At 67.2% G+C, this 23595-nt stretch carries 23 protein-coding genes; 9 read left to right on the top strand and 14 right to left on the bottom strand.

Annotated features, from left to right (window positions below; genetic code table 11):
* Positions 1–116: 116 nt before the first annotated feature.
* From GGC47_RS00285 to GGC47_RS00250, 8 genes are all read left to right on the top strand, one after another.
* Complete coding sequence (locus GGC47_RS00285; protein WP_113253294.1) at positions 117–1274, top strand: ABC transporter substrate-binding protein; 1158 nt, start codon at positions 117–119, stop codon at positions 1272–1274.
* Positions 1275–1366: 92 nt separating this feature from the next.
* A complete protein-coding gene (locus GGC47_RS00280; protein ID WP_038362045.1) occupies positions 1367–3190 on the top strand; it encodes an ABC transporter permease in 1824 nt (607 codons plus the stop codon).
* Between the two features lie 10 nt (positions 3191–3200).
* Complete coding sequence (locus tag GGC47_RS00275) at positions 3201–4106, top strand: ABC transporter ATP-binding protein (RefSeq protein WP_370954048.1); 906 nt, start codon at positions 3201–3203, stop codon at positions 4104–4106.
* A 9-nt stretch (positions 4107–4115) separates the two neighbouring features.
* Positions 4116–4850: an ABC transporter ATP-binding protein gene (locus GGC47_RS00270; protein WP_142020494.1), complete on the top strand. Its 735-nt coding sequence runs from the start codon at positions 4116–4118 to the stop codon at positions 4848–4850.
* Positions 4847–5623 carry a VOC family protein gene (locus GGC47_RS00265; RefSeq protein ID WP_142020495.1) on the top strand — a complete coding sequence of 259 codons (777 nt, stop codon included), beginning with the start codon at positions 4847–4849 and terminating at the stop codon, positions 5621–5623. The genes GGC47_RS00270 and GGC47_RS00265 overlap by 4 nt, the downstream gene beginning before the upstream one ends.
* Positions 5624–5634: 11 nt before the next feature.
* Entirely contained in the window at positions 5635–6681 is a 1047-nt protein-coding gene (locus GGC47_RS00260; protein WP_038362052.1) for a putative FMN-dependent luciferase-like monooxygenase, read from the top strand.
* 10 nt (positions 6682–6691) lie between these two features.
* Complete coding sequence (locus tag GGC47_RS00255; protein WP_142020496.1) at positions 6692–7303, top strand: CMD domain protein; 612 nt, start codon at positions 6692–6694, stop codon at positions 7301–7303.
* Positions 7304–7319: 16 nt separating this feature from the next.
* Positions 7320–7922 carry an alkylhydroperoxidase domain protein gene (locus tag GGC47_RS00250; protein WP_112764168.1) on the top strand — a complete coding sequence of 201 codons (603 nt, stop codon included), beginning with the start codon at positions 7320–7322 and terminating at the stop codon, positions 7920–7922.
* Positions 7923–8022: 100 nt separating this feature from the next.
* Here the strand turns inward: GGC47_RS00250 and GGC47_RS00245 are convergent, their stop codons facing one another.
* The 14 genes from GGC47_RS00245 to GGC47_RS00185 all read right to left on the bottom strand — a co-directional run bounded on the left by GGC47_RS00245 (position 8023) and on the right by GGC47_RS00185 (position 22846).
* Complete coding sequence (locus GGC47_RS00245; protein ID WP_142020497.1) at positions 8023–8892, bottom strand: ABC transporter permease; 870 nt, start codon at positions 8890–8892, stop codon at positions 8023–8025.
* On the bottom strand, positions 8889–9785 hold the full coding sequence (locus tag GGC47_RS00240) for an ABC transporter ATP-binding protein (RefSeq protein WP_142020498.1): 897 nt from the start codon (positions 9783–9785) through the stop codon (positions 8889–8891). The genes GGC47_RS00245 and GGC47_RS00240 overlap by 4 nt, the downstream gene beginning before the upstream one ends.
* Positions 9786–9791: 6 nt before the next feature.
* Positions 9792–10754 carry an ABC transporter substrate-binding protein gene (locus tag GGC47_RS00235; RefSeq protein WP_370954049.1) on the bottom strand — a complete coding sequence of 321 codons (963 nt, stop codon included), beginning with the start codon at positions 10752–10754 and terminating at the stop codon, positions 9792–9794.
* 280 nt (positions 10755–11034) lie between these two features.
* Positions 11035–12714 carry a dipeptide ABC transporter ATP-binding protein gene (locus tag GGC47_RS00230; RefSeq protein ID WP_429066396.1) on the bottom strand — a complete coding sequence of 560 codons (1680 nt, stop codon included), beginning with the start codon at positions 12712–12714 and terminating at the stop codon, positions 11035–11037.
* Complete coding sequence (locus tag GGC47_RS00225) at positions 12711–13577, bottom strand: ABC transporter permease (RefSeq protein ID WP_051987794.1); 867 nt, start codon at positions 13575–13577, stop codon at positions 12711–12713. Before GGC47_RS00225 ends, GGC47_RS00230 begins: the two co-directional genes overlap by 4 nt.
* Positions 13574–14524: an ABC transporter permease gene (locus tag GGC47_RS00220; protein WP_142020501.1), complete on the bottom strand. Its 951-nt coding sequence runs from the start codon at positions 14522–14524 to the stop codon at positions 13574–13576. Before GGC47_RS00220 ends, GGC47_RS00225 begins: the two co-directional genes overlap by 4 nt.
* Entirely contained in the window at positions 14505–16085 is a 1581-nt protein-coding gene (locus tag GGC47_RS00215) for an ABC transporter substrate-binding protein (protein ID WP_429066392.1), read from the bottom strand. The genes GGC47_RS00220 and GGC47_RS00215 overlap by 20 nt, the downstream gene beginning before the upstream one ends.
* Before the next feature lie 610 nt (positions 16086–16695).
* Positions 16696–18027: an LLM class flavin-dependent oxidoreductase gene (locus GGC47_RS00210; protein ID WP_142020503.1), complete on the bottom strand. Its 1332-nt coding sequence runs from the start codon at positions 18025–18027 to the stop codon at positions 16696–16698.
* Positions 18028–18228: 201 nt separating this feature from the next.
* A complete protein-coding gene (locus GGC47_RS00205; protein ID WP_185747799.1) occupies positions 18229–18816 on the bottom strand; it encodes an RBBP9/YdeN family alpha/beta hydrolase in 588 nt (195 codons plus the stop codon).
* Positions 18817–18985: 169 nt separating this feature from the next.
* Positions 18986–19525, bottom strand: a complete 540-nt coding sequence (locus GGC47_RS00200) for a flavin reductase family protein (RefSeq protein ID WP_133561532.1) — start codon at positions 19523–19525, stop codon at positions 18986–18988.
* Positions 19526–19611: 86 nt separating this feature from the next.
* Positions 19612–20064 carry an RrF2 family transcriptional regulator gene (locus GGC47_RS00195; RefSeq protein WP_142020505.1) on the bottom strand — a complete coding sequence of 151 codons (453 nt, stop codon included), beginning with the start codon at positions 20062–20064 and terminating at the stop codon, positions 19612–19614.
* Between the two features lie 148 nt (positions 20065–20212).
* Positions 20213–21529, bottom strand: coding sequence for an NtaA/DmoA family FMN-dependent monooxygenase (locus GGC47_RS00190; RefSeq protein WP_142020506.1), 1317 nt, complete (start codon positions 21527–21529; stop codon positions 20213–20215).
* Between the two features lie 66 nt (positions 21530–21595).
* On the bottom strand, positions 21596–21712 hold the full coding sequence (locus GGC47_RS27565) for an ABC transporter ATP-binding protein (protein WP_465247161.1): 117 nt from the start codon (positions 21710–21712) through the stop codon (positions 21596–21598).
* 129 nt (positions 21713–21841) lie between these two features.
* Entirely contained in the window at positions 21842–22846 is a 1005-nt protein-coding gene (locus tag GGC47_RS00185; RefSeq protein WP_142020507.1) for an MsnO8 family LLM class oxidoreductase, read from the bottom strand.
* A 113-nt stretch (positions 22847–22959) separates the two neighbouring features.
* Here GGC47_RS00185 and GGC47_RS00180 point away from each other — a divergent pair, with 113 nt between their 5' ends.
* Positions 22960–23586, top strand: coding sequence for a GNAT family N-acetyltransferase (locus GGC47_RS00180; protein ID WP_113254968.1), 627 nt, complete (start codon positions 22960–22962; stop codon positions 23584–23586).
* Positions 23587–23595 lie beyond the last annotated feature (9 nt).

Raw genomic sequence — 23595 nt, 5'->3', positions numbered from 1 at the left:
GTTGGATCATTATTCTCCGTGAGGTTGTTCCTTTAAAAGAACGTTTTCTTGACCGCCGCTCCGATCGGGCGCAGCTTTTCGGGCAGTTCGATTTTCTGAATGCTGTGGAGCGCGTTGTGATCAATCGTCGTCTTTTTCTGGCTGGCGGCTCGGCTTTGGCAGTGGCCGTTGGTGCTGGAAGCGCCGGGGCGGCGGAGGCCGCGGGCGAGCCGATCTATCTTGGCGTGAGCGGTCCGCTGACCGGTCCCAATGCTCAGTACGGCGCGCAGTGGAAGCAGGGTTTCGACCTCGCGCTCGACCAGATCAACGGCTCTGGTGGCATCAAGGGGCGGCCCCTGCGCTACCTCTTCGAGGACACGCAGAGCGACCCCAAGCAGACGGTCGCGGTCGCGCAGAAGTTCATTGCCGACAAGCGCATCGTCGCCGAGCTTGGCGATTTCTCCAGCCCGGCTTCGATGGCGGCCTCGCCGATCTATCAGCGGGCGGGCCTCCTGCAGTTCGGTTTCACCAATTCCCATCCCGACTTCACCAAGACGGGCGATTTCATCTGGAGCAATTCAGTCAGCCAGGCCGAGGAGCAGCCGCTCAACGCCGCCTTCGCGGTGAAGCGGCTCGGCTTCAAGCGCATCGCGGTGCTGCACCTCAACACGGACTGGGGCCGCACCAGCAAGGACCATCTCGTCACCGCCGCCAAGGCGCTGGGCGCCGAGGTCGTCGCCACGGAAGGCTATCTGCCGGAGGAGAAGGATTTCCGCTCGACCCTGGTGCGCGTCCGAGACGCAAAGCCCGACAGCCTGTTCCTGGTGTCCTATTATGCGGATGCCGCGCTGCTCGTGCGGCAGGCGAGGCAGACCGGGCTCACGGTTCCGGTGGCGGCGGCGAGTTCGATCTACTCGCCGAAATTCGTCGAGCTCGGCGGCGATGCGGCGGAGGGCGTGTTCACCTCGTCGCGCTTCTTCCCGGAGGATCCGCGGCCCGAGGTGCAGACCTTCGTCCAGGCCTTCAAGGCGAAATACGACAAGGAGCCGGACGCGTTCAATTCCTACGCCTATGACACCGTCATCCTGTTCGGACAGGTGCTGCGCGAGGCGCCGGATCTGGAGCGCAAGACCATCCGCGACACGCTGGCCAAGGTGAAGGACGTGCCGAGCGTGATCTACGGCAAGGCCAGCTTCGACCCGGCGACACGGCGCGTCGCCGGAGCCAAGAGCGCCGAGCTCGTGGTGAAGAATGGCCGCTTCACGCTGTGGGACGGCCAGAAAGTCACCAACTGAGAGACCGCACGGCTTCGGGGGGCACAGCGTCGCCGCGGCGGCGCTGCGTGGCCGATGCCGTTCACTGTTCGCCGCCGCGCTGAAGCATCGCCATGACCTCCTGGTTCGACCACACGATCAACGGCCTGATCATCGGCAATATCTACGGGCTGCTGGCCGTGGGTCTTGCTCTGATCTTCGGCGTCAGCCGGCTGATCAACTTCGCGCATGGCTCGGTCTATGTCGTCGGCGCCTATGTCGGCTGGGTCGCGGTCTCGGTGCTGCAGACGCCCTTTCCGTTGACGCTGGCGATCGTGGTGATCGTCACCGCCGCGCTCGGCGTGGTGATCGAGCGCTTCGGCATCCGCCCGCTGGCGGGTGCGCCGCGGATCGCGCCGCTGCTGGCGACGATCGGGCTCAGCTTCGTGCTCGACCAGACGGTCCAGATCCTGTTCAGCCCCGATCCGCGTGCGGTCCCGATGCAGGTGCCGAACTGGCGCATCGCGATCGGCGGCGGCTCGATCGGCGTGCTCGACCTGTTGATCGCCGGCATCGGCATCAGCGCCGCAGCGGCCCTGTTCGGCTTCCTGAAGCTGTCGAAATGGGGCTGGGCCGTGCGGGCGACGGCGCTGGACCGGGATGCCGCTCGGGCGATGGGCGTCGATGTCGACCGGGTCAACAGCATCGTCTTTGCCATCGCCTCGGCTCTGGGCGGCGTCGGCGGCGTGCTGGTCGGCATGTATTATAACGTCATCACCCCGACGATGGGCTTCGAGGCGACGCTGAAGGGCATCGTCGCCGAGGTCGTGGGCGGTGTCGGCAACGTGCCGGGCGCGATCGTCGGCTCGCTGCTGCTCGGGCTGGTGGAGAGCTATGGCGTGGCGCTGCTCGGCACCAGCTATCGCAATCTCTTCGCCTTCGTCCTGTTGATCGCGATCCTCGTCATCCGGCCGAACGGCCTCTTCGCCAGCCGGCGCCAGCTCCCGCCCGAGCCGATGACCGGCACCTTCGTCGCGCCGAGCAAGCCGGTCAGGCTGCCGCCGCTGCTGATCGCGGCGCTGGCCGCGCTGGCGATCGCGCTGCCGCTGATCGTCGACAACGGCTATCTCATCCAGACGCTGACCAATGCCTGGCTCTATGCGCTGCTGGGCCTGAGCATCACGCTGGTGGCCGGCACAAGCGGGCAGGTCTCGCTCGGCCATGCCGCCTTGCTTGCGATCGGCGGCTACACCTCGGCGCTGCTCGCCTCCAATCTCGGCTGGCCGGTCTGGCTGACGCTGCTGATCGGCGGTTTCGCTGCCGCCGGCATCGGCACGCTCCTCGTCTCGCCGGCCTTCCGCCTGCGCGGGCACTACGTCTCGATTGCCACGCTCGGCATCGGCGAGATCGTGGCGCTGGTCATCCTGAACTGGGAGAGCGTCACGCGCGGACCCATCGGCGTTGCCGGCATCCCGCCGCTCTCGCTCTTCGGCCGCGACCTCTATGACACCAACGCGATCTACTGGTTCGCCTTCGCCCTGATGGCGGGGCTTGCGCTGCTGCAGCTGCGCCTGCTCCGCTCGCATCTCGGCCGAACGCTCAGGGCCGTGCGCGACGACGATGTCGCGGCGCGCTCCTTCGGCATCGGGCTCGAACGCTACAAGGGCCTCGCTTTCGCCTTCGGCGGCTTCTTCGCCGGGATCAGCGGCGCCTTCACCGCGCATATGTATTCCTACATCAACCACGAGACCTTCAACACGCAGATCTCCGTTCTGGCACTGACCATCGCGATCCTCGGCGGCATGGGCAATGTCGGTGGCGCGATCCTCGGCTCGCTCGCCCTGATCGGGCTGCCCGAGATCTTCCGTGTCGCGGCCGAGTACCGCATCCTGTTCTACGGCATCGCGCTGCTGCTGCTGGTGCGCTTCCGGCCGCAGGGCCTGCTCGGAACCGTCTGAGGAAATGCCGGTGACCGCTCATTTTCCTGTTTCGAGCCTGCCCGCCGCAAAACCTCTTCTGGAGGTAAGCGGGCTGACGCGCCGCTTCGGCGGCCTCACCGCCGTCGCCGGGCTCGACCTTAAAGTGGCGGAAGGCGAGTTCGTCAGCGTCATCGGGCCGAACGGCGCGGGCAAGACGACCGCGTTCAACCTGATCAGCGGCCTCGACAAGCCGGACGAGGGAACGGTCCGGTTCGACGGTGCGGACGTTGCCGGCCGGCCGCCCGAAGCCATCGCACGGGCCGGGCTGCTGCGCACCTTCCAGCACGGCCGGGTCTTCGCCAATCTCAGCGTCGCCGACAACGTTCTCGTCGGAGCCCACCGGCGGCTGAAGGCCGTGCGTCCGGACTGGCCGGTCGTCGGCCCGGTGGCCGAACTGGCGCTGGCGCTGGTCCGGCCCGCCTCGGTCAGGCGCGAGGAAGAGGCGCTGCGCGAGGAGGTCCGCGAGATCCTGGCGATCTTCGGTGACAGGCTTTTGCCGCGCATCGACCAGCCGGCCTACAGCTTGTCCTACGCCAACCGTCGCCGCGTCGAGATCGCGCGGGCCTTGGCTGCGCGCCCGAAGCTCCTGCTGCTCGACGAGCCGACGGCGGGGATGAATCAGACCGAGACGGCCGAGATGCTGGAGATCCTGGCCGGGCTGAAGGCGCGCGGCCAGACGATCCTGCTGATCGAGCACAAGCTCGACATGGTGATGCGGCTGTCCGACCGCGTCCTGGTGCTGGACGACGGCAAGACCATCGCCGAAGGCCTGCCGCAGGCGGTGCGGAACGATCCGGCGGTGATCGAGGCCTATCTCGGCCATGGCGGCGTCGGGGCGGCCTCACCGGCCGGTTCGCCGGCGGCGGCGGCCGAACGCGCCACCGCCCCGGCCTGAGGTGCTGCGATGAGCAATGACACGCCGATCCTCGAACTCAAGGCCATCGACACCTATTACGGTCCGGTGCAAGCCCATTTCGGCCTCTCGCTGCATGTCGCGAAGGGCGAGGCGGTCTGCCTGCTCGGCGGCAATGCCAGCGGCAAGTCGACGACGATGAAGATCATCCTCGGGCTGGTGAAGCCTACCGCCGGCGACGTGCTCGTCGACGGCGTCTCGACGCTGAAGCTCAAGACTCCGGAGATCGTGCGCCTCGGCGTCGGCACCGTGCCGGAGGCGCGCCGCCTCTTCGGGGCGATGAGCGTGCGCGAGAACCTGCTCATGGGCGCCTTCGTGCGCGACGACAAGGCCGGCATCGCCGCCGATCTCGACCGCGTGCTTGGGCTGTTCCCGCGCGTCGCCCAGCGGCTCGACCAGCAGGCCGGAACCCTGTCGGGTGGCGAGCAGCAGATGGTGGCGATGGCGCGTGCGCTGATGAGCAGGCCGCGCGTGATCATCATGGACGAGCCGACCATGGGGCTCTCGCCGCTCTGGGTCGAACGCGTGCTGGAGCTGATCCGCGACATCAACAGGCAAGGCGTTGCCGTCTTCATGGTCGAGCAGAATGCCAGCTTGGCGCTGCAGATCGCCCATCGCGGCTATGTGCTGCAGACCGGCCGCATCGTTCTCGAAGGCAAGGCCGCCGATCTTCTGACCGATACCCGGATCAGGGATGCCTATCTCGGCGGCGCGGAGGCGGCATGAGCTTGAACGACACGACCCGGCAGACCCTGAGGGTCGACCATGCGGTGATCGTCACCGACGATCTCGACCGGTCCATCGCCGCGTGGCGGGAGCGCGGCTTCACCGTCGAGCCGGGCGGCACCCATCCGCGCGGCAGCGTCAACGCGCTGATCTCCTTCGCCGACGGCGCCTATATCGAGATCATCGCCTTCCCGCTCCCGCAGGAGGACTTCTTCTGGTGGCGCGTGCTGCAGAAGGACGGGGAGGGGCCGATCGACCTGGCCCTGCTGCCGGAGGATCTCGAAGCCGTGCTGGATCGGGCCGCCGAGGTTGAGCTCGGCTACGGGGCGCCGCAGGATGGCGGCCGCAAGCGCCCCGACGGCGAAACGCTGGTCTGGCGCACGGCGCGGCCGGCCGGGACCGACCTGCCGTTCTTCTGCTCGGACGTCACGCCGCGCGCGCTGAGAGTGCCGGCAGCGCCGCGTCACGCCAATGGCGCGACCGGCCTTGCCACGATCAGCCTGGCCGTGAACGATCTCGATCGGTCTTCGCGGCGCTGGTCGGCCCTGATCGGCCAGCCGGCCCAGCCCATCGGTCCGCAACCGGGCTTGGAGGCGGTGGCCACGAGCCTCGAGCTCGGCGGGACCCGGCTGATCCTGCTGGCGCCGGAGCGTGCCGGCAGCGGCATCGTGGCGAGCCATCTCGCGCGGCGGGGCGAAGGTCTGTTCGGCCTCTCCTTCGCCGGCACCGATCCAGCCATTTCCTACAGCAAGGCTTCGGCCGGTATCTCTTGAAAGGTCTCGCCATGGCCGGCAAACGCATCGGCTTCTTCACTCGTCTGCTCGACGACGCGCCTGCCGGCGAACGCTATCGCCTTGCGGCCGAGCAGATCGTCCATGCCGAGCGCCATGGCTTCGACAGCGCCTGGGTCGCTCAGCATCACTTCCATCGGGACGAGGGCGGCCTGCCGTCGCCGCTGCCCTTCCTGGCCTTCGTCGCGGCCCGCACCAGCCGCATCCGCCTCGGCACCGGCATCATCATCCTGCCGATGGAGGACCCCGTGCGCATCGCGGAGGACACCGTCACGGTCGACCTTCTGTCGGGCGGGCGCCTCGAGGTGGGTCTCGGCACCGGCACGACACCCGAGACCTTCCTCGCCTTCGGCATCGAAAAGGGCGAGCGCGCCGACGTCTTCGCGCGCAAGCTCGACATGCTGCATCGTGCCTGGAGCGGGGCGGAACTCGGCCATCCGCAGAACCGGCTCTATCCGGCCGCCGACAACCTGCAGGAGCGCACCTGGCACGCCACCTTCTCGGTTGCCGGCGCCGAGCGGATCGGCAAGGCCGGCGCGGGGCTGATGCTCTCGCGCACGCAGCCGCGCAGCCCGGAGCGGCCCGACGCAACGCTGCCCGAGATCCAGAATCCGATCGTCGACGCCTATCTCGCCAATCTCCCGGCAGGCATCGCACCTCGGATCATGGCCTCGCGCTCGCTTTTCGTCGCCGACAGCCGCACCGAGGCGCTGAAACAGGCGGAACGCGGCCTGAACGCCGTATTCGAGCGCTTCGTTGCCAGCGGCCACCGACTCGCCGATCGCAGCCTCGCCGGCCTCATTCGCTCGCTCGACACCCATGTCGGAGCGCCGGATGACGTGATCGCGTCGCTGCAGGCCGATACGGTGCTGCCCCGCGCCACCGACGTGGTCTTCCAGGTCCATTCCGTCGATCCGCCGCATCCGCTCGTGCTGCGCTCCATCGAGCTCACGGCCGAAGCGGTCGCTCCCGCGCTGGGCTGGAAAGAAGCCCCCTCGCAGCAGCCCGTCCGGCTGCGCCCGCTCACTGCGACCGCATGAGGCTTTGACCATGACCGATCACGCTACCGCTGCTGCGGACATCCTCGATACGCTCGCCAAGGTCTCCGGCGGCACGCATCTCGACGCGCTTCGCCGCGAGCGATCGCAGACGCGCGACAATGTGCAGGCGAGCTACGCGGCCTTGTTCGAGGCCGGCGACACGGCGAGCGTCACCCTCGACGAGCGACTGGCGGTGGCCGCCTTCGTCGCGCTTCTGCACGAGGATGGGCCGTCATCCGTCCATTACCTCGGGCTGCTGCGGGCGCAGCCGGCCGGGGAGGCTCTGGCGAATGCGACGCAGGCGATCGCCGAGCGGGCGCGCACCACCGGCCCCTATGGCGCCTATCCGCCCGGACCTCTTTCGAACGAAGATCTTGCAGGACCGGAGCTTGCGCTCGAACCCGCCGAGCGGGACGCGCTGGGCGGCCGTCTCGCGGCCGCATTCGTCCATGCGCACCGGCTCGTTTTCCATTCGCGCGATGCCCAGGCGCAGCATTTGGCCGCGCTGCAGCAGGCCGGCTGGAGCACGGCCGCGATCGTCACCCTTTCGCAGATCATCGCCTATCTCGCCTTCCAGATCCGCGCGGCCCACGGCCTGCGCGTTCTGGGCGCTGCCGCCTGAACCGAGGAGCATCCCGATGAGCACCGCCGTTCTCGATCACCCGGCGACGGGCGCGCCCACCCGCTTCACGCAGGCTGAACTGGACTGGACGGCCTGGGTCGATCCGGTCCCGGAAGAGGCGCTGACCGAGCGCCAGAAGCAGGGCCTGGTCGACATCGCCCGCGCCAAGAGCCCGTATTTTCGGCTGCTGGCGCATGACCCGGACATCCTTAAGGCGCGGACGCTGGCCGACAAGGACATCTTCTACAACACCAAGGCTGGCCTGCCGCGGGCCGAGCGCGAGCTTGCCGCCGCCGCCGTCTCGCGCAGCAATGGCTGCATCTATTGCGCTTCGGTCCACGCCCGCTTCGCGAGCACCTTCTCGAAGCGCCGCGAGGACGTTCAGCGCCTGCTGGACGACGGTGTCCAGGCCGATCTCGATCCGCTCTGGAACGCCATTGTCGAGGCCTCGGTCGCGCTGACCGCGACGCCGGTCGCTTTCGGTCCCGAGCATGTCCGCAAGCTACGCAGCCTCGGCCTCGACGATCTTGCCATCGCCGACCTGATCCACGCCGCTTCCTTCTTCAACTGGGCGAACCGGCTGATGCTGACCCTGGGTGAGCCACAGACGCGCGACTGAGCCGGCGCACGAGGCAGGCCCCTCGGGGATGGCTTGAGCGCGTGCGGAACGGTGTCGGCCGCGTCGAAAAGGACACGGGCCATCCGGAACGAGAAAACCATCAGCGCGCCATGCCCCAGCGCCTGATGGTGACGCGCTCGATCGCAGCGAAGATCAGGTTCTCGACGACGAGCCCGATCAGGATGACCAGCAGCAGGCCGGCGAAGACCTTGTCGGTGTAGAGCTCATTGCGGTTCTGGAAGATGTACCAGCCCAGACCGCCGCGGCCGGAGGAGGCACCGAAGACGAGCTCCGCGGCGATCAGGGTGCGCCAGGCGAAGGCCCAACCGATCTTGAGGCCCGACAGGATCGCCGGCAGCGCGGCGGGGACGAGGATGCCGAAGACGTAGCGCAGCCCGGTCAGGCCGTAGTTGCGCCCGGCCATGCGCAGCGCCTCCGATACGCCCTGGAAGCCGGCGAAGGTGTTGAGCGCGAGCGGCCACAGCACCGAATGGATCAGCACGAAGACCAGGCTGCCCGCACCCAGCCCGAACCAGAGGAGCGCGAGCGGCAGCAGCGCGATCGCCGGCAGCGGGTTGAACATCGCCGTCAGGGTCGAGAGCAGGTCGCGGCCGAGCTGGGTCGAGACCGCGAGCGTCGTCAGGACGAAGGCGAGCACGACGCCAGCCGCATAGCCCTGGGCCAGCACGATCAGCGACAGCCTCGCCCGCTCGACGAGTTCGCCACTGGCCAGCCCCTCCAAAAGGGCTCGCAGCGTGGCGGTGAAGCTCGGCAGCAGCAGATCGTTATCCTGCCAGCGCGCTGCCGCCTCCCAGAGCCCCGCCAGCACGAGCAGGATCAGGAGCTTTCGTAGCCAGCCTTGCCGTACGAGCCGCTCGAGCAGCGGGCGTGGACGCTCGACCGCGACGGCGACGAAGGGCGGCAGCGGCCGGTCGAATTCCGGCCGGATCGGTGGGGCGGCGAGCTTCATGACTGAGAGGTGTCGCGGGCGCCGGCGTCCGGTTCAGGCTCGCCTTCGAAGAGCCGGGCATGGAGCCGCCGGACCGCTTGCTGGAAAGACGCGCTGCCGATGCTGCCGAGATCGAATTCATGGCTGTTGAACTCGGCCCGCAGCCGGCCGGGATGGGGCGAGAGTACGGCGATGCGATTGCCGAGGATCAGCGCTTCCTCGATCGAATGCGTGACGAAGAGCAGGGTGAAGCGCGCCTCCTCCCAGAGCCCGAGCAGCTCCTCCTGCATCTTGCGCCGCGTCAGGGCGTCGAGTGCGGCGAAGGGTTCGTCCATCAGCAGGATCCGCGGCTGCATTGCGAGGGCCCGCGCGATGGCGGCCCGCTGCTTCATGCCGCCCGACAATTCGTGCGGATAGCTGCTCGCGAACTTCGCGAGGCCGACCTTCTCGACATAGTGACGCGCCCGCTCCGTCGCTTCCCGGCGCGACAGGCTGCGCGAGGCGATCAGCGGAAAGGCGACGTTCTGCAACACCGTCTTCCAGGGAGGGAGTTGATCGAACTCCTGAAAGACGACGATGCGGTCCGGACCCGGGCCGCGGATCGGCGCGCCGGCGAGGGAAATATCGCCCTCGACGGGTGCGATGAAGCCGGCGATCGCCTTGAGCAAGGTGGACTTGCCGCAGCCGGAGGGCCCGAGCAGCACGAAGCGATCGGCCTCGTAGACATCGAAGCCGACCTGATGGGTCGCACGAACGATCCTGTCGTCGCTGCGGTATTCGAGGCTGACATCCGCGACGCGGAGCAGGGGAGGCGGCAGCGGCGCGGCGAGCGTGGATGAGGCCGGCGACACGGCGTCGACGGCCGAGCGCTGCGACACAGCGCGCTGCCGCTCATTCTGCGCAGCGACAATCATCGAACGTCAGCTGCCCGCCGCGATCCGTGGATCGGCGAAGAAATAATCGGAGAGCGCCTTCGGCTGGTTCTTGATCGCGCCGACGCGCTGCAGGAACTGGCCGAGCCCGAGCGTATTCTGAGGTTCGACCTTGAAGGTCACCTGCGGGCTCTTGATGATGTCGAGCACCAGCTTTCGGTCGCCCTTGCCGCCATTGGCCTTGAGATAGATGTCGGCCGCCTGCTCGGGATGGGCGGCGACGAATTTCGCGGCCTCGTCCAACGCGTCGAGGAAGGCGCGGTAGGTCTTCGGCGCCTCCGCGTAGAACTTCTCGGTGGCGTAGAGCACCGTCGACGAGGCCGGCCCGCCCTGCACGTCGTAGGAATTGAGCACGATGCGGGCCTTCGGGTTCTCGGCCAGTTCCTGCTCCTGGAAGGGCGGGTTGCCGAAATGCCCGGTGATCTCGGTGCCGCCCTTGATGATCGCGGCGGCGGCTTCCGGATGCGGCAGCGCGACGCTGATCTTGTCCAGCTTCGCGAATTCGGTGTCGCCCCAGAGCTTGGCCGAGGCCCATTGCAGGATGCGCGACTGCACGGACACACCGACTGCCGGCAGAGCGATGCGGTCCTTCTCCGTGAAATCCGCGATCGTCTTCACGTTCGGATTGTTCGTGACGAGATAATAGGGAAAGTTGCCGAGCGACGCGACGCCTTTGACGTTCTGCTTGCCCTTGGTGCGATCCCAGAGCGTGAACAACGGGCCGACGCCGGCCCCGGCGATCTCGATGCTGCCCGACAGCAGGGCATCGTTCACCGCGGCACCGCCGGAGAGCTGGACGAAGTCGACCTTGATATCGATGCCGGCCGCCTTGCCGTGCTTCTCGATCAGCTTCTGCTCGGCGGCGACGTCGAGCAGCAGATAGACGACGCCGAACTGCTTGGCGATGCGCAATTGGCCTTCGGCCGCATGCGCGTTCCCCAGGGTCACCATCGAGATCGCAAGCCCGCCAAGCGCAGCCGCTGCTTGCCTGCGTGTCCATCGGACTGGAGAATTCGTCATCGCGACACCTTCGGGATAGGGGTTACATCGAGTGCGTGAGTCTGTGGTGTCGGTATATTGAGGTCAATCAAACGATATTTCGAATAATGCGAAGTATGGGGATAGATATTCTGGTTTTATAGTTCAGGCCGGATCATAAATCTTTGAGATTGGAATTGCATCTGTCTGCGGTGGTAGCGGCGCGCGGCTCCGGGGGCAGCAGGCCAGGCCGCTAAAGCCTCGGCACGGCTTCGAGCAGGCGGCGCGTATAGTCGTGTTTCGGAGCGTCGAACACCTCCTCGGCCGCGCCTGTTTCGACGATCACGCCATCCTTCATCACGGCGATGCGATCGCTCATGTGGCGGATCACGCCGAGGTCGTGGGAGATGAAGAGCATCGCCAACCCAAGCCGGTTCTGGAGCGCGATCAGCAGATCGAGCACCTGCGCCTGTGTGGTGACATCGAGCGCGGAGACGGGCTCGTCGCAGATCAGGAGATCGGGCTCGCTGGCGAGCGCCTGGGCGATCGAGACGCGCTGCCGCTGGCCTCCCGACAGGGCGGTCGGCCGCCGGTCGAGCACATCCGAAGGCAGATTGACGAGCTGGATCAGCTCCCGCACGCGCGCTGACCGTGCGGCTTTGCCGAGATCGGTGTGCAGGAGCAGCGGCTGCTCGATGATCCGCTCCACGGCATAGCGCGGATCGAAGGAATTCAGCGGGTCCTGAACGATCGTCTGGACATGCCGGCGCAGTGGCCGGCGCTGGCGTTCGGAGAGCTGGCTCCAAGCCTGGCCACGGAAGAGGACCTCGCCTGCGTCGGGGGGGCGCAGCGCAAGCGCGACCTTGCCGATCGTGGTCTTGCCGGAGCCGGATTCCCCGACGATGCCGAGGGTCTCGCCGGGATAGACGTGGAGCGAGACGCCGTTCGCGGCATGGGTCACGCTGCGATCCGGTCTGGTGAAGCGTACCGCGATGTCGCGCAGCGCGAGGATCGGCTGGCTGCGCTCGGGCTGCGCCTTGACCGGCCGCGCGCCGGATGTGGACAGCCAGCGTCCCCGCGTCGCCGCGCTCGGCACGGCCGACAGCAGGCGCTGCGTATAAGCATGGCGCGGTTTCCGCAGGACCTCCCGCGCCGGGCCTGTTTCGACCAGCTCGCCGTTCTGCATGACGGCGATCCGGTCAGCGAGCTGGGCTGCGACGGCCAGGTCATGCGTGATCAGCAGGATGCCGTGCCCAGCCTTGGCGAGCGCCTGGAAGACGCTGAGGATCTGCTGCTGGACGGTGACATCGAGCGCCGTGGTCGGCTCGTCGGCGATGAGCAGGCGAGGGCGTGCGGCCAGCGCCGAGGCGATGAGCGCCCGTTGCCGCAGCCCGCCCGACAGTTCGTGGGGGTATTGTGCGGCCCGGACCACCGGATCGGGAATGCCGACGCGGGCGAGCAGAGTTTCGACCTCCTTGCCGATCTCCGCGCGCGGAACCAGTCCGTGGGTCAGGAGCGGCTCGCCGACTTCCCGGCCGATCCTGCGCAGGGGATCGAGCGAGACGAGAGCGTCCTGCAGCACGAAGCCGATCTCTCGCCCCCGGATCTTCGACCATTGCCGCTCCGAGAGCTCGGTCAGCGAGCGGGCCTCGCCATCGTGGCCCGACAGGCGCAACGACCGCGCGCGCAGCTCTGCGCCAGACCCCGCCAGCCCGACGAGCGCGCGGGCGGTCACCGACTTTCCAGAGCCGGATTCGCCGACGATGGCGAGGATTTCGCCGGCGCCGATGGTGAAGGAGATGCCGCGCACGACCTCCCGTGGTCCGAGCCGGCTCGGGAAGGCGATGTGCAGATCCTCGACCTCGAGGATGGCGGGGCGGGCGGCCGGCGCAGCCGAGACCACGTCATGCCGCCCCACGAGCTGGACGTTCATGGCTCGCCTCCCTGTGAGAGCAGAAGCTGCAGACGCCGCCCGAGGATGGTGATGGCGATGACCGAGATCGCAACGACGGTCGCCGGCAGGAAGCTGATCCAGGGCGCGGTATCCAGGAAGTTGCGCCCATCGGCCAGAAGGGCTCCCCATTCCGCGGCGGGAGGCACGACGCCAAGTCCGATGAAGCTCAGGGCAGAGGCCGACAGCACGGCATTGCCGACGCCGATCGTGGCCAGGACGACGAGCGGCCGGACGGCATTGGGCACGACATGGCGGGCGATGATTGCTGGCGTGGACTCGCCGAGCGACACGGCATGCTCGACATAGCCGGATTGCCAGACGCGGAGCACCTGCGAGCGTACCAGCCGGGCATAGCCCGCGATGCTGGAAAGCCCGACGGCAAGCAGCGTGTTCGTCGGCCCCCGGCCGAGCACGGCGATGATCAACAGGGCGAGCAGGATTTCGGGGAACGCCAGCAGGATGTCGATCAGTCGCACGAGCAGGCGCTGCAGGACCGGCGGAGCCAGTCCGGCGGCTGTGCCGAGCAGCACGCCGCCGGCGCAGCCGATCAGCGTCGCGCCGATGCCGATGCCCAGGGATTGCGAGGTTCCGTAGATGACGCGTGTGAAGACGTCGCGGCCGAGCTGGTCGGCTCCGAACCAATGGCCTGGGCCGGGCGGCAGCAAGATCGCATCGGTATCGACCGCGTCGGGTGCCAGCGCCGTGAACCATTGCGGCATCGCGGCCGCGGCCAGGAGGAGCAGGACGAAGGCGAGCGGGATGATGAGCCCAGGCGCGCGCCATGGATTCCCGGCCCGGTTGCCGTTGCGGACACGCGCGATGACGTCGAGGGCCTGGCTCATCGCGCCGTCCTCCGCAGCCGCGGATCGATCAGCAGGTAGAGCGCATCGACGGCCAGGTTGATCAGCACCGAGACCAGCGCCGACAGCATCACGAGACCCAGCAGCAAGGGCATGTCGCGGGTCTTGATCGCCTGCAGGGTGATCTGGCCGATGCCGGCTCTTCCGAACACGGTTTCCGTGAGGATCGATCCGGCCAGGACGCCGGCGAAGAGCGTGCCGGTCAATGTCGAGACCGCGAGCGCGGCATGGCGCAGGGCGTGGCGCAGGCGCAGCTGCGTCTCGCTGACGCCGCGCGTCCGTACGGTCAGGGCGAAGGGCTGAAGCAGCGCCTCTTCGAGCCCGTCACGCAGGACCTGCCCCAGCAAGGCCGCGAGCGGGAGGCTCAAAGCAGTGGCGGGCAGCACGAGCGCGGGGAGGCCCTCGCCACCGATGATCGGGAACCAGCCGAGATAGAAGCTGAAGACCGTCAGCAGCAGGAGCCCGACCCAGTAGACCGGGGTGCTCAGCACGGCGAGCTCCAGCCCGGCGAGGACGGTCCGCAAGCCCTTGCGCCGCCCGGCCGTGGCCAGCGCGTTGACGAAGGCGAGGCTGAGAGCCAGCGCCATCGCCGTGCCGGCGAGCTGGAGCGTAGGCCCGGCCGCCTCGCCGATGACCTCGATGACCGGTTGCCGGTATTGATAGCTGTCGCCGAAATCGCCGAGCAGGGCCTGGCCGATATAGCGCAGATATTGCACGGGCAAAGGCTGGTCGAGGCCGAACTGCCGGACGAGAGCCTCGCGCTCGGCGGCGTCGACGATGTTCTCGCCCCCGGTGAGAACCGCGACGGGATCGCCCGGAATCGCCTTGACCGCAACGAAGGTGATCGTGGCCGCGCCCCAGAGCACGGCCACGATCACGCCGAGGCGCCGGAGCGCCGCGGGGAGGGCGCTACCGAGCCAGCCAGGCATCGTAGAGATTCGGCTTCGCATTCGTCGCCCAGCTGATGCCTTGCAGCTTCTTCGAGGCGCCGAGTTGATAGGCGGCGACATAGAGCGGCACGGCATAGGCTTGGCCGATGATCTCGGCCTGGGCCTGGCCGTAGAGGCGCTGCCGCTCGTCACCGGAGGCGCCGATCGCCTTGGTCAGGATCTCGTCGAGGCTCTTCACCCGCGCATTATTGGCGCCGTTCGGCGGGATATAGGCCGAATGGAAGACGGTCCGCAGGATGTCGGGTTCGGCGCGGACATAGTAGAGCGAGACGAGGTCGTAGTCGTTCGCGGCCGTGCGGGCGGTGTAGCCCCCGGCATCGACGGGGTCGAGCTGCAGATCGAAGCCTGCTTTCTTGACGGAGAACTGCACGGCCTGGGCCACGGTCAGGTCCGAGGCGCCCCATGCCGCAGCGTCGTAGACGAAGCGGACACTCAGGCGTTCGCCGCCTTTCGAGCGGATGCCGTCGCCGTCCTTCGTGGTCCAGCCGGCGTCATCGAGCAGTTTCGCGGCTTTCTGCGGATCGAAGCCCCAAGTCTTCGCGATTGTCGGGTCGTAATACAGCGTCGAGGGGCCGAGGATGTTGTCGGCCGCCTTGAGGCTGCCGAAGAAGGCGGCCTTGACGGCGCCGGGCGCGTCGACGGCGCTCTGGAAAGCCTGACGAACGCGGGCGTCGGCGAAGGGGCCCTTGCTCGTGTTCAGGAACAGCGAGCGGTTCACGCCGGGGTTTTCGCGCGTCACCACCTGGAGGCGATTATCGGCCTGGACGGAACGGAAATTGGCCGGCGGCACCTCGTCGATTGCCTGCACCTGTCCGCTGCTCAGCGCGCCGAGGCGAACCGAGGATTCCGGCAGATAGCGGAACACGATCGCGTCGAGATGGGCGGGGCCTTGATGCGCGGCATAGCCCGGTCCCCAGTTGTAATCGGCGCGCTTGGTCAGCCGGCTGCCGCTGCCCTTGGTGAAGCTTTCGAGCACGAAGGGGCCGGAGCCAACGACCGTGTTGGTCGTGCTCTTCGCATCGCGCAGATAGGTCGGCGACTGGATGCCGAGATAGGGCAGGCTCAGGCCCTGCAGCAGCGGCGCGAAGGATTGCTTGTAGGAGATCACCACCGTCGTGGCGTCGGGCGCGGCGATGCCGGCGACCGGACCGAGCAGGGACTTGGAATAGCTCGATGTCGTCTTGGGATCGAGAATCCGGTCGAAGTTGAACTTGACCGCGGCGGCGTCGAGCGGCGTGCCATCGCTGAAGGTCACGCCGCGGCGCAGGTGGAAGGTGTAGACCGTGTTGTCGGCATTCACCTCCCAGCGTTCGGCGAGCCATGGCGTGAACCTGTTGTCCTCCGCCTGGCCGACGAGGGAATCGACGAGGTTGCGGGTGATCAGCGCCGTGATCGAATTGCCGGTGACCGACGGGTCGATGATGGCGGTGTCGCTCGCGAGGCCGAAGGTCAGCGTGCCTCCGGCTACGGGCTTGCCTGCCGCCTGGTTGTCGGCGGCGGAGGCGGAATAGCCGGCAGCCAGAAGGGCGATGGCTGTCACGGCCGCACGCAGATGACGTCCGCGAGCCGGGGCAGAGCCGCGATGGTGCGGCAGCCATCCACGGTGAGGTGTGTGGAAATCGGACGGGCTCATGGTCATGCCTTCGGATCAATGAGAGCGGCGGCGCGGGCCAGCGATGGCCGCAACCTGAAGCTCCTTGGGCGTCGGAAAATCGGTGTTCGGTCGCGCTGCGCGACGACCGGCTACTTGTTGCTGCGGCGGCGGGTCTCGCCGGTGCGTGTCCAGTGCAGGAATGCCGACAGGCGTAGCAGGGCGTGAATGACGATGTTGAACGGGATAATCATGGGCCTTCCTCAAGCAAAGGAGCCCACGGCAATGCGCGTGGTGCTTTTAGCATTGGTGACGCGGTGCAAGCTGCTCCAACAAATCCCGCGATCGCCCTGATTTCAACCATGACGATGTGAGTAATCATTGTTTTCTACATGCCCTCAGTCAATCGAATGTATTTTCAAATACATGCGCCTGGGAGCAAGGATTCGCTTTCGCTGCCAGCCTGAAGGGATAATTCGCCCTTCACGGTCTGGCAGTGTGCTGGGAACGGCGCTGGGGCCCGGCCGCGTCGCCCCAGGATGGTGCCAGCTTCGAACTCTTAAGACCCAGGGAAGAAGCGATTGGCCGGGCGCGGCAGGCCGAGATGGTCGCGCAGCGTGGTACCGGCATAGTCCGTCCGGAACAGCCCGCGCCGCTGCAGTTCCGGCACGACCTTGTCGACGAAATCGTCGAGCCCTTCCGGCAGGTACGGGAACATCACGTTGAAGCCGTCGCTGCCGCGTTCGACGAGCCACTGCTCCATGGCGTCTGCGATGGTCGCGGGCGTACCGACGAAGGCGAGCCCGCCATAGCCGCCGAGCCGCTGGGCGAGCTGGCGCACGGTCAGGTTCTCGTCGCGCGCCAGCGCGATGGTGCGCTCGCGCCCGCTCTTGCTGGCATTGGTGTCGGGGATGTCGGGCAGCGGCCCGTCCGGGTCGAAGCCCGAGGCATCATGGCCCAGCGCGATCGACAGCGAGGCGATGGCGCTGTCGTAATGGACGAAAGAATCGAGCAGGGCGCGCTTTTCGCGGGCTTCCTCGACGCTGTCACCGACGACGACGAGCACGCCGGGAAGGATCTTGAGGTGATCGGGGTCGCGGCCGAACCCGGCCATCCGCCCCTTGATGTCGGCATAGAAGGCCTGGCCCTCGGCAAGCGTGCGGTGGGCGGCGAAGACGGCCTCCGCCGTCTCGGCTGCGAGCTGGCGACCGGCCTCCGATGCTCCCGCCTGAACGATGACCGGCCAGCCCTGCACGGGCCGGGCGATGTTGAGCGGACCGCGCACCGAGAGATGCTCGCCCTTGTGATCGAGCACATGCATCTTGTCGGGGTCGAAATAGAGCCCGCTTTCGCGATCGCGGGTGAAGGCGTCGTCGGCGAAGGAATCCCACAGGCCGGTGACGACATCGTAGAATTCGCGTGCCCGGTCGTAACGCTCGCCATGCTCCTTGTGCTCGGTCAGGCCGAAATTGAGGGCGGCGTCGGGGTTCGAGGTGGTGACGATGTTCCAGCCGGCGCGCCCGCCGCTGATATGGTCGAGCGAGGCGAAGCGCCGGGCGACATGATAGGGCGCGTCGAAGGTGGTCGAGGCGGTGGCGACGAGGCCGATTCGCTCGGTCGCGCCGGCCAGGGCCGACAGAAGCGTGAACGGCTCGAACGACGTGACGGTATGGCTGCGCTTCAGGGCCTCGACCGGCATGTTCAGTACGGCCAGGTGGTCGGCCATGAAGAAGGCGTCGAATTTCCCGGCTTCCAGCTTCCGCGCGAAGCGCTTGAGATGGGCGAAGTTGAAATTGGCGTCCGGATAGGCGCCGGGATAGCGCCAGGCGCCGGTATGGATGCTGACCGGGCGCATGAAGGCGCCGAGATGGAGCTGTCGGGGCGATGGCATGGGAGGACCTGCTGGCAAGTCTGGGGAGGGTCTTGCTCAGCTAGGGAAGGGCAGGGCCGCGTGCCATGCCCGGCGCCCAGAAAACGATATTCCGCATCGACCGGGTGCCGTTGGAAGAAGGACCGTCTTCGAAACCGGCTTCCGGGAGAAGGCCGCTGCCCGCGGCGGAGCCCGGTCCGGCACGGACGTGAACAAGCGACTTCAATGCAGCCGGGATAGGGCGCTTGGCCGGACGGCCTGATGCTCTCGCCCGGCGCTCCGCCGCCAGAGGAGCTGGTCGAGCAGACGCAGCCCTTCGGCCCAGCTGCCATGGCCGCTGGCGACATTGATGTGCCCGGCATCGCCGAGGTCGACGAAGGCGGCGTCCCACATGTTGGCGATGATCCGCGCGCGCTCGATTGCCATGTACGGGTCGGTGCGGCTGGCGACCACGATCGCAGGGAACTGGAAGGGCACGTCCGGCAACGGACCGAACGAGGCGATGCCGTGAACTTTCGAAATTCTCAGCTCGGGATCGGCCGGCGCCACCAGCAGGGCGCCGCCGATCGGCAGTTCGGGAAAGCGGGCTGCCAGATGCGCGATGAGCGTGGCGCCGAGGCTATGCCCGACCAGAACCGTACCGGGGCGTCGCAGCACGTGCCGATGGAGTGCGTCGAGCCAGGATTCGAGGTCCGGCTGGTGCCAGTTCTTCTGCTGGACGCGTTCGGCTTGGTCGATCTCGGCGGCCCATCGGCTCTGCCAATGTGCGGGCTCGGAATCGTGGAGGCCGGGGACGATGAGGACGGACATGGCGCAGCTCCCTCGTGCTGCGTCGATCATCGACCCGGCCGATGCGTTCGGTCAATGAAACGGATTGGCAAATTTGGACCGGTTTAGAGGACGGTTGCCTGCCATCTCCCTGGTTCAAGGACGGTTATCTCGCCGGTTCGAATGTCGCGCGCTTGCAGAAGCGGCCGATCTAGATGCCGGCACCGTATTGCAGGCTCTCGTCCAGCTTGCCGTAGACGCCGCGCCAGTAGAGCAGGGCGCCTTCGTCCTGCGCGTGCCGGATCGCCTTGATGCGGCCGATCAGGATCGTGTGCGAATGACGTTCGATCGCCTCCTCGGTCTCGCAATCGAGCACGGCAAGGGCGCCGTCGAGCGTCGGTGCACCGGTCGCCAGATGTGCCCAGTCGCCTTCATCAAAGCGTGCTTCGCCCTTGAAGCCGCCGCGCCCGGCGAAGCGATCCGCGATGCTCTGGTGCCGGGCGGCGAGGACGTTGATCGCAAAGTGGCCCGCAGCCTCGATCGTCGGCCAGGCCGAGGCATTGCGGTTGACGCAGACGATGACGGTCGGCGGATCCGCGGAAAGCGCCGTCAGCGAGGTCGCAGTCAGTCCCGCTCGGCGCTGTGCATGGGTCGCGGTGATGACGCTCACGGCACCCGCGACGTTTCTCATCACCGCCTTGAACGCGTCAGCGTGAATGTCGCGCACGGCAAGGGAAGACTGTTGATTCATTCGTGACCGCATCCTCGTGCGGCTCCGGATGCCGCCGGCGCGTTTTAGGCGGCGGCAGTTTTATTGTCTATATAATTAGTAGATAATTAGATTGCGTAATCCGCATGAAGCGACGCGTGCGCGATCGAGCGCTGGACCAGATCTGCCACCGTCGTATTGTCGACGATCCCCGCGATGGCATCGCGCACGTCGCTCATCACCGAGCGCACCGGACAGGTGTCGATATCGCCGCAATCCTCGCAGGCTCGAAAGGCGGAGCGGCTGGCGCAAGCGATCGGTGCGATCGGGCCTTCCAGGGCCCGGATCACGGCACCCACTTTGATAGATCGCGCCGGTTTGGCCAGGGCATAGCCGCCGCCCGGCCCCTTCTTGCTGCGCAGCATGCCGGCATTGCGCAGATCGAGCAGGATGGCGTCGAGGAATTTCTTCGGAATGTTGTTCCGCTGCGCCACGTCGGCGACCTGCGCGGTCTCGCCAGCTTCGAGCCGGGCAAGATGCACGATCGCCTTGAGGCCGTATTTCCCCTTGTTGGTCAGCACCGGATTCACCCATGCGTTGAATGTATAGTTTTCCTATCAAGTTTTATCATAATTTCAATATGAACGTTCTCTTCGGGGCCGCGTGCAGAGAAAAGCAATCTCGGCACCGGGGTGACGGAGCGGCTGGGGAGCCGCTCCGTCGAAGAACTCAGGCGCTGCGGGCCAATGAGACAGCCGGCGTCAGGGCGGGCAGCTCCAGGTTCGAGCGGAAATCGTCTCCGACATAGTCGGTGTCGATGAGCCCGCGCCGGCGCAGCTCCGGCAGCAGGCCGTTCAGGAGCAGGTCCTCCTGGTCGGGATTGCCGAGCCCGTGGAGCGTCAGGACGTCCAGCACCCCGGCGCGGAAGCGCTCCTCGATCGCATCGACCAATTGCTCCGGCGTGCCCGCGACGGACCAGTGCCCGGTCTCCTGCGCCTCGATGATCAGTTCACGGAGCGTCAGGCCCTGCTTCGCGTAGCGACTGAAGATCTCGACGCGCCCGCGGCGCCGGTTGGTGCTGGTGACCTCGGGCAGCAGGCTGTCGGGCAGGGGCTTGTCGAGCGGCAGGCCCGAGAGATCGATGTCGCCGCCCAGCATGTCGGCGAGCTTGAGGCGCCCAAGCTCGTAATCGATGCGCTCGTGCTTCTCCTTCAGGCGCCGGGCGACATCCGCATCGGATTCCCCGATCACCGAATGGAACGAGTTCATCACGAAGGGCAGGTTGTCGCCGCGCCCGAAGCCTTTGGCGCGCCGCCGCAGCTCGGTCACGAAGGCGAGCGCGCCCTCCAGCTTCGGCTGCGACGTGTAGACAACCTCGGCATAGCGGGCGCCCACATTGATGCCGGCTTCAGACTGGCCGGCCTGAAATTGCACGGGACGGCCCTGCGGCAGCGGCGGCACGTTGAGCGGCCCCTGAACGGTGAAGTGCCGGCCGCGATAATCGACGCGATGGAACTTGGCTGGGTCGAGAGCAAGCCCGCCGGAAGCCTTGCGCGTCACCGCATCGCTCTCGTTCGCATCATACAGAGCGTTCACGACCTCGATGAATTCCGCGGCACGGGCATAGCGCTCCTCGGGGCTGAGCAGGTCCAAGCCGAAATTCTCCTCGCCGACCGAGGAGGTGACCGCATTCCAGGCGGCGCGGCCGCCGCTGGCATGGTCGAGCGTACCGATCAGGCGCGCCAGATTGTAGGGATGGTGGAACGTCGTCGAGACCGTCGCCACGAGGCCGATATGCGAGGTGACCTGGCTCAGTGCGGCGAGCGCGATCAACGGATCCTGCACCCCGGCGGTGCCGGCGAGGCCGGCCGGATCGATCTGCAGCAGGTCGGCGGTGAAGAGGCCGGTGATCTTCTCGGCTTCGGCTCTGCGGGCGAATGCGGTGGCGCGCTTCGCCCCGGTGGCCGGATCGGCATCGTTCGATGCCGCGATGACGTTGGAGGCGCCCATCAGGGTCTTGAGGCGGCGGCGGGTGGGTGGCGACATCTCAGCGTCCTTATCCTGATCGTTGATCGACGGAGGGTGGCGATCCGACGCGGTAGCCAGCGCTGCTCAGGGCAGGGCGGGCACGGCATCGAGCAGAGCGCGGGTGTAGCTATGCGTGGGGGCGGCGAAGACCGTCTCGACCGCGCCGGTCTCCACGACGCGTCCGTCCTTCATCACGAGCACGCGGTCGGTCAGGTGATGGATGACGCCGAGATCGCGGGAGATGAACGGCAGGGCCGTGCCGGAGGCTGCCTGGAGCTCCGCCCAGAAGCGTTCTTCGCGTGATCATGATGTCGAACCCCTTTGGCCGGCTCAGGCGGCCAGCGAGGCGCGAGCCTCGGCCGCGAGAAGCTCGATCGTTCTCAGGCGCCACGCGCCTTCATTCACGGGGCAGTCGACGATGAATTCGTCGATTCCGAATGCCCGGTGCAGCCGCTTGAGCTCGGCATGGATCCGTGCCGGCGTGCCGCGCAGGAGCAGCGAGCTGCGCTCCTCGATGCGGTATTCGCGCGAACCGGTCTGCCGGATGTATTCGAGGGCCTGCTCGCGGCTGGTGACGTTGACGCCCTGGCCGTTCTCGATATCCACGCGGAAGCGGCGCGTATCGGGCGCGAGGCTGCGGGCCAGATCATCGGTCTCGGCGGTGACGACGCCCAAGGCGAGCAGCGCCGAGGTGCCGCCGGCGGCACGATAGGCCGACAGGGCTTCACCCATGGCGGCCTCGTCGCCATGGATATGGCCGGGATAGACGAAACCCCAGCCGAGACCGGCGGCGAGCCGCGCGCTCTCGATGCTGGCGCCGAGCAGGAAGCGGTCCGGGGGCTGCGCCGGCGCCGGGAAGGCCGCGAGCCGATTGCCGGCGTCGCTGCCGTCATGGTGCTCGCGCAGGAAGCCGTCGAGCTCCACGAGCTGCGTGTCGAAGCTCGGCTTGCGGGCGGGATCATAGGCTCCCTGCAGGGCATGGGTCGACAGCGGCATCCCGCCCGGCGCCTTGCCGATGCCGATATCCACGCGCCCCGGCGCGAGTGCCGCCAACAGGTTGAAGTTCTCGGCGACTTTATAGGCGCTGTAGTGCTGGAGCATCACGCCGCCGGAGCCGATTCTGATGCGGCTGGTGTGCGCCAGCAGGAAGCTGATCAGCACCTCGGGCGACGAGCTCGCCAGCTTCGCCGCGTTGTGGTGCTCGGCGACCCAGAACCGCGCGAAACCGAGCTCTTCCGCCGCTTTTGCCAGCGAGAGCGTCCGTGCGAGCGCGTCGGCGGCGGCCTCGTTCGCCTGCAGGGGGCTCTTGTCGAGGAAGCTCAGTCGATAGGGCATTCGGCCTCGCCAGGCATTGACAGAGAATATTGTTCGAATAGTCTATAGAATTAATAGAATGCTTGATCAAGCGGTCGCGGGCAAGCCAAGCCGCTGCGATTTCGGAGAATGTTATGGCTGACGTCTTTGTGCGGTCTTCGCCTCTCGACCCGGCGGCGGAGCCGCTGCTTGAGGGGCTGATCTCGGAATATGACGGGCGCTACGGCGCGGCGAGCCGCCCCGGCGGGGCCCGCTCCGAGATCATGCGCTATCCGGCTGAAGCGTTTACGCCGCCGCTCGGCATCTTCCTGCTCTTGCAGCGCGACAGGGAGACGATCGCGGGCGGGGCATTCATGAGCCACGACGATGAGACGGCGGAGTTCAAGCGCATCTGGACGCGCCCGGATCTGCGCCGACAGGGGCTTGCCCGGCAAATCGTGCTTGCACTCGAAGAGGCGGCGGCCGAGCTGGGCTATACCCGGGCTTATCTGACCACCGGTTTCCGCCAGCCCGAAGCGTCGGCCTTGTACCTCGCCCTGGGCTATCGGCCGCTCTTCGACACGAGCGTCGATCCCACCCTCTACCGCTCCTTGCCGTTCGAGAAACATATCGGGGCAAAGGCGGGGCAGGTCGGCACCTATCCGGTCTTCGCGCCGGCTGCGTCACTGGAGGACGCCACCAAGCGCGTCGCTGCGATCAAGGCCGAGCAGGAGGCGAAGGTCTCCGCCCGGCTGGCGAGCTATCTGGCCTCGGCCGCCTGAGCACTGACC

This window comes from Allobosea sp. OAE752 (assembly GCF_050433265.1).
Lineage (GTDB): Bacteria > Pseudomonadota > Alphaproteobacteria > Rhizobiales > Beijerinckiaceae > Allobosea > Allobosea spartocytisi.
Note: the sequence above shows the minus strand (reverse complement) of the source record. Positions and strands in the feature narration are given on the sequence as shown.

Bases quoted from the DNA above. Each gene is read 5' to 3' on its own strand.
- GGC47_RS00270 (WP_142020494.1), top strand. From the start codon at position 4,116: ATGAGCAATGACACGCCGATCCTCGAACTCAAGGCCATCGACACCTAT.
- GGC47_RS00185 (WP_142020507.1), bottom strand. From the start codon at position 22,846: ATGCCCTATCGACTGAGCTTCCTCGACAAGAGCCCCCTGCAGGCGAAC.
- GGC47_RS00205 (WP_185747799.1), bottom strand. From the start codon at position 18,816: ATGTCCGTCCTCATCGTCCCCGGCCTCCACGATTCCGAGCCCGCACAT.
- GGC47_RS00225 (WP_051987794.1), bottom strand. From the start codon at position 13,577: ATGAGCCAGGCCCTCGACGTCATCGCGCGTGTCCGCAACGGCAACCGG.
- GGC47_RS00255 (WP_142020496.1), top strand. From the start codon at position 6,692: ATGACCGATCACGCTACCGCTGCTGCGGACATCCTCGATACGCTCGCC.
- GGC47_RS00235 (WP_370954049.1), bottom strand. From the start codon at position 10,754: ATGGTGACCCTGGGGAACGCGCATGCGGCCGAAGGCCAATTGCGCATC.
- GGC47_RS00280 (WP_038362045.1), top strand. From the start codon at position 1,367: ATGACCTCCTGGTTCGACCACACGATCAACGGCCTGATCATCGGCAAT.
- GGC47_RS00265 (WP_142020495.1), top strand. From the start codon at position 4,847: ATGAGCTTGAACGACACGACCCGGCAGACCCTGAGGGTCGACCATGCG.
- GGC47_RS00245 (WP_142020497.1), bottom strand. From the start codon at position 8,892: ATGAAGCTCGCCGCCCCACCGATCCGGCCGGAATTCGACCGGCCGCTG.
- GGC47_RS00240 (WP_142020498.1), bottom strand. From the start codon at position 9,785: ATGATTGTCGCTGCGCAGAATGAGCGGCAGCGCGCTGTGTCGCAGCGC.
- GGC47_RS00200 (WP_133561532.1), bottom strand. From the start codon at position 19,525: ATGAATCAACAGTCTTCCCTTGCCGTGCGCGACATTCACGCTGACGCG.
- GGC47_RS00180 (WP_113254968.1), top strand. From the start codon at position 22,960: ATGGCTGACGTCTTTGTGCGGTCTTCGCCTCTCGACCCGGCGGCGGAG.
- GGC47_RS00210 (WP_142020503.1), bottom strand. From the start codon at position 18,027: ATGCCATCGCCCCGACAGCTCCATCTCGGCGCCTTCATGCGCCCGGTC.
- GGC47_RS00220 (WP_142020501.1), bottom strand. From the start codon at position 14,524: ATGCCTGGCTGGCTCGGTAGCGCCCTCCCCGCGGCGCTCCGGCGCCTC.
- GGC47_RS00250 (WP_112764168.1), top strand. From the start codon at position 7,320: ATGAGCACCGCCGTTCTCGATCACCCGGCGACGGGCGCGCCCACCCGC.
- GGC47_RS00260 (WP_038362052.1), top strand. From the start codon at position 5,635: ATGGCCGGCAAACGCATCGGCTTCTTCACTCGTCTGCTCGACGACGCG.
- GGC47_RS00190 (WP_142020506.1), bottom strand. From the start codon at position 21,529: ATGTCGCCACCCACCCGCCGCCGCCTCAAGACCCTGATGGGCGCCTCC.
- GGC47_RS00230 (WP_429066396.1), bottom strand. From the start codon at position 12,714: ATGAACGTCCAGCTCGTGGGGCGGCATGACGTGGTCTCGGCTGCGCCG.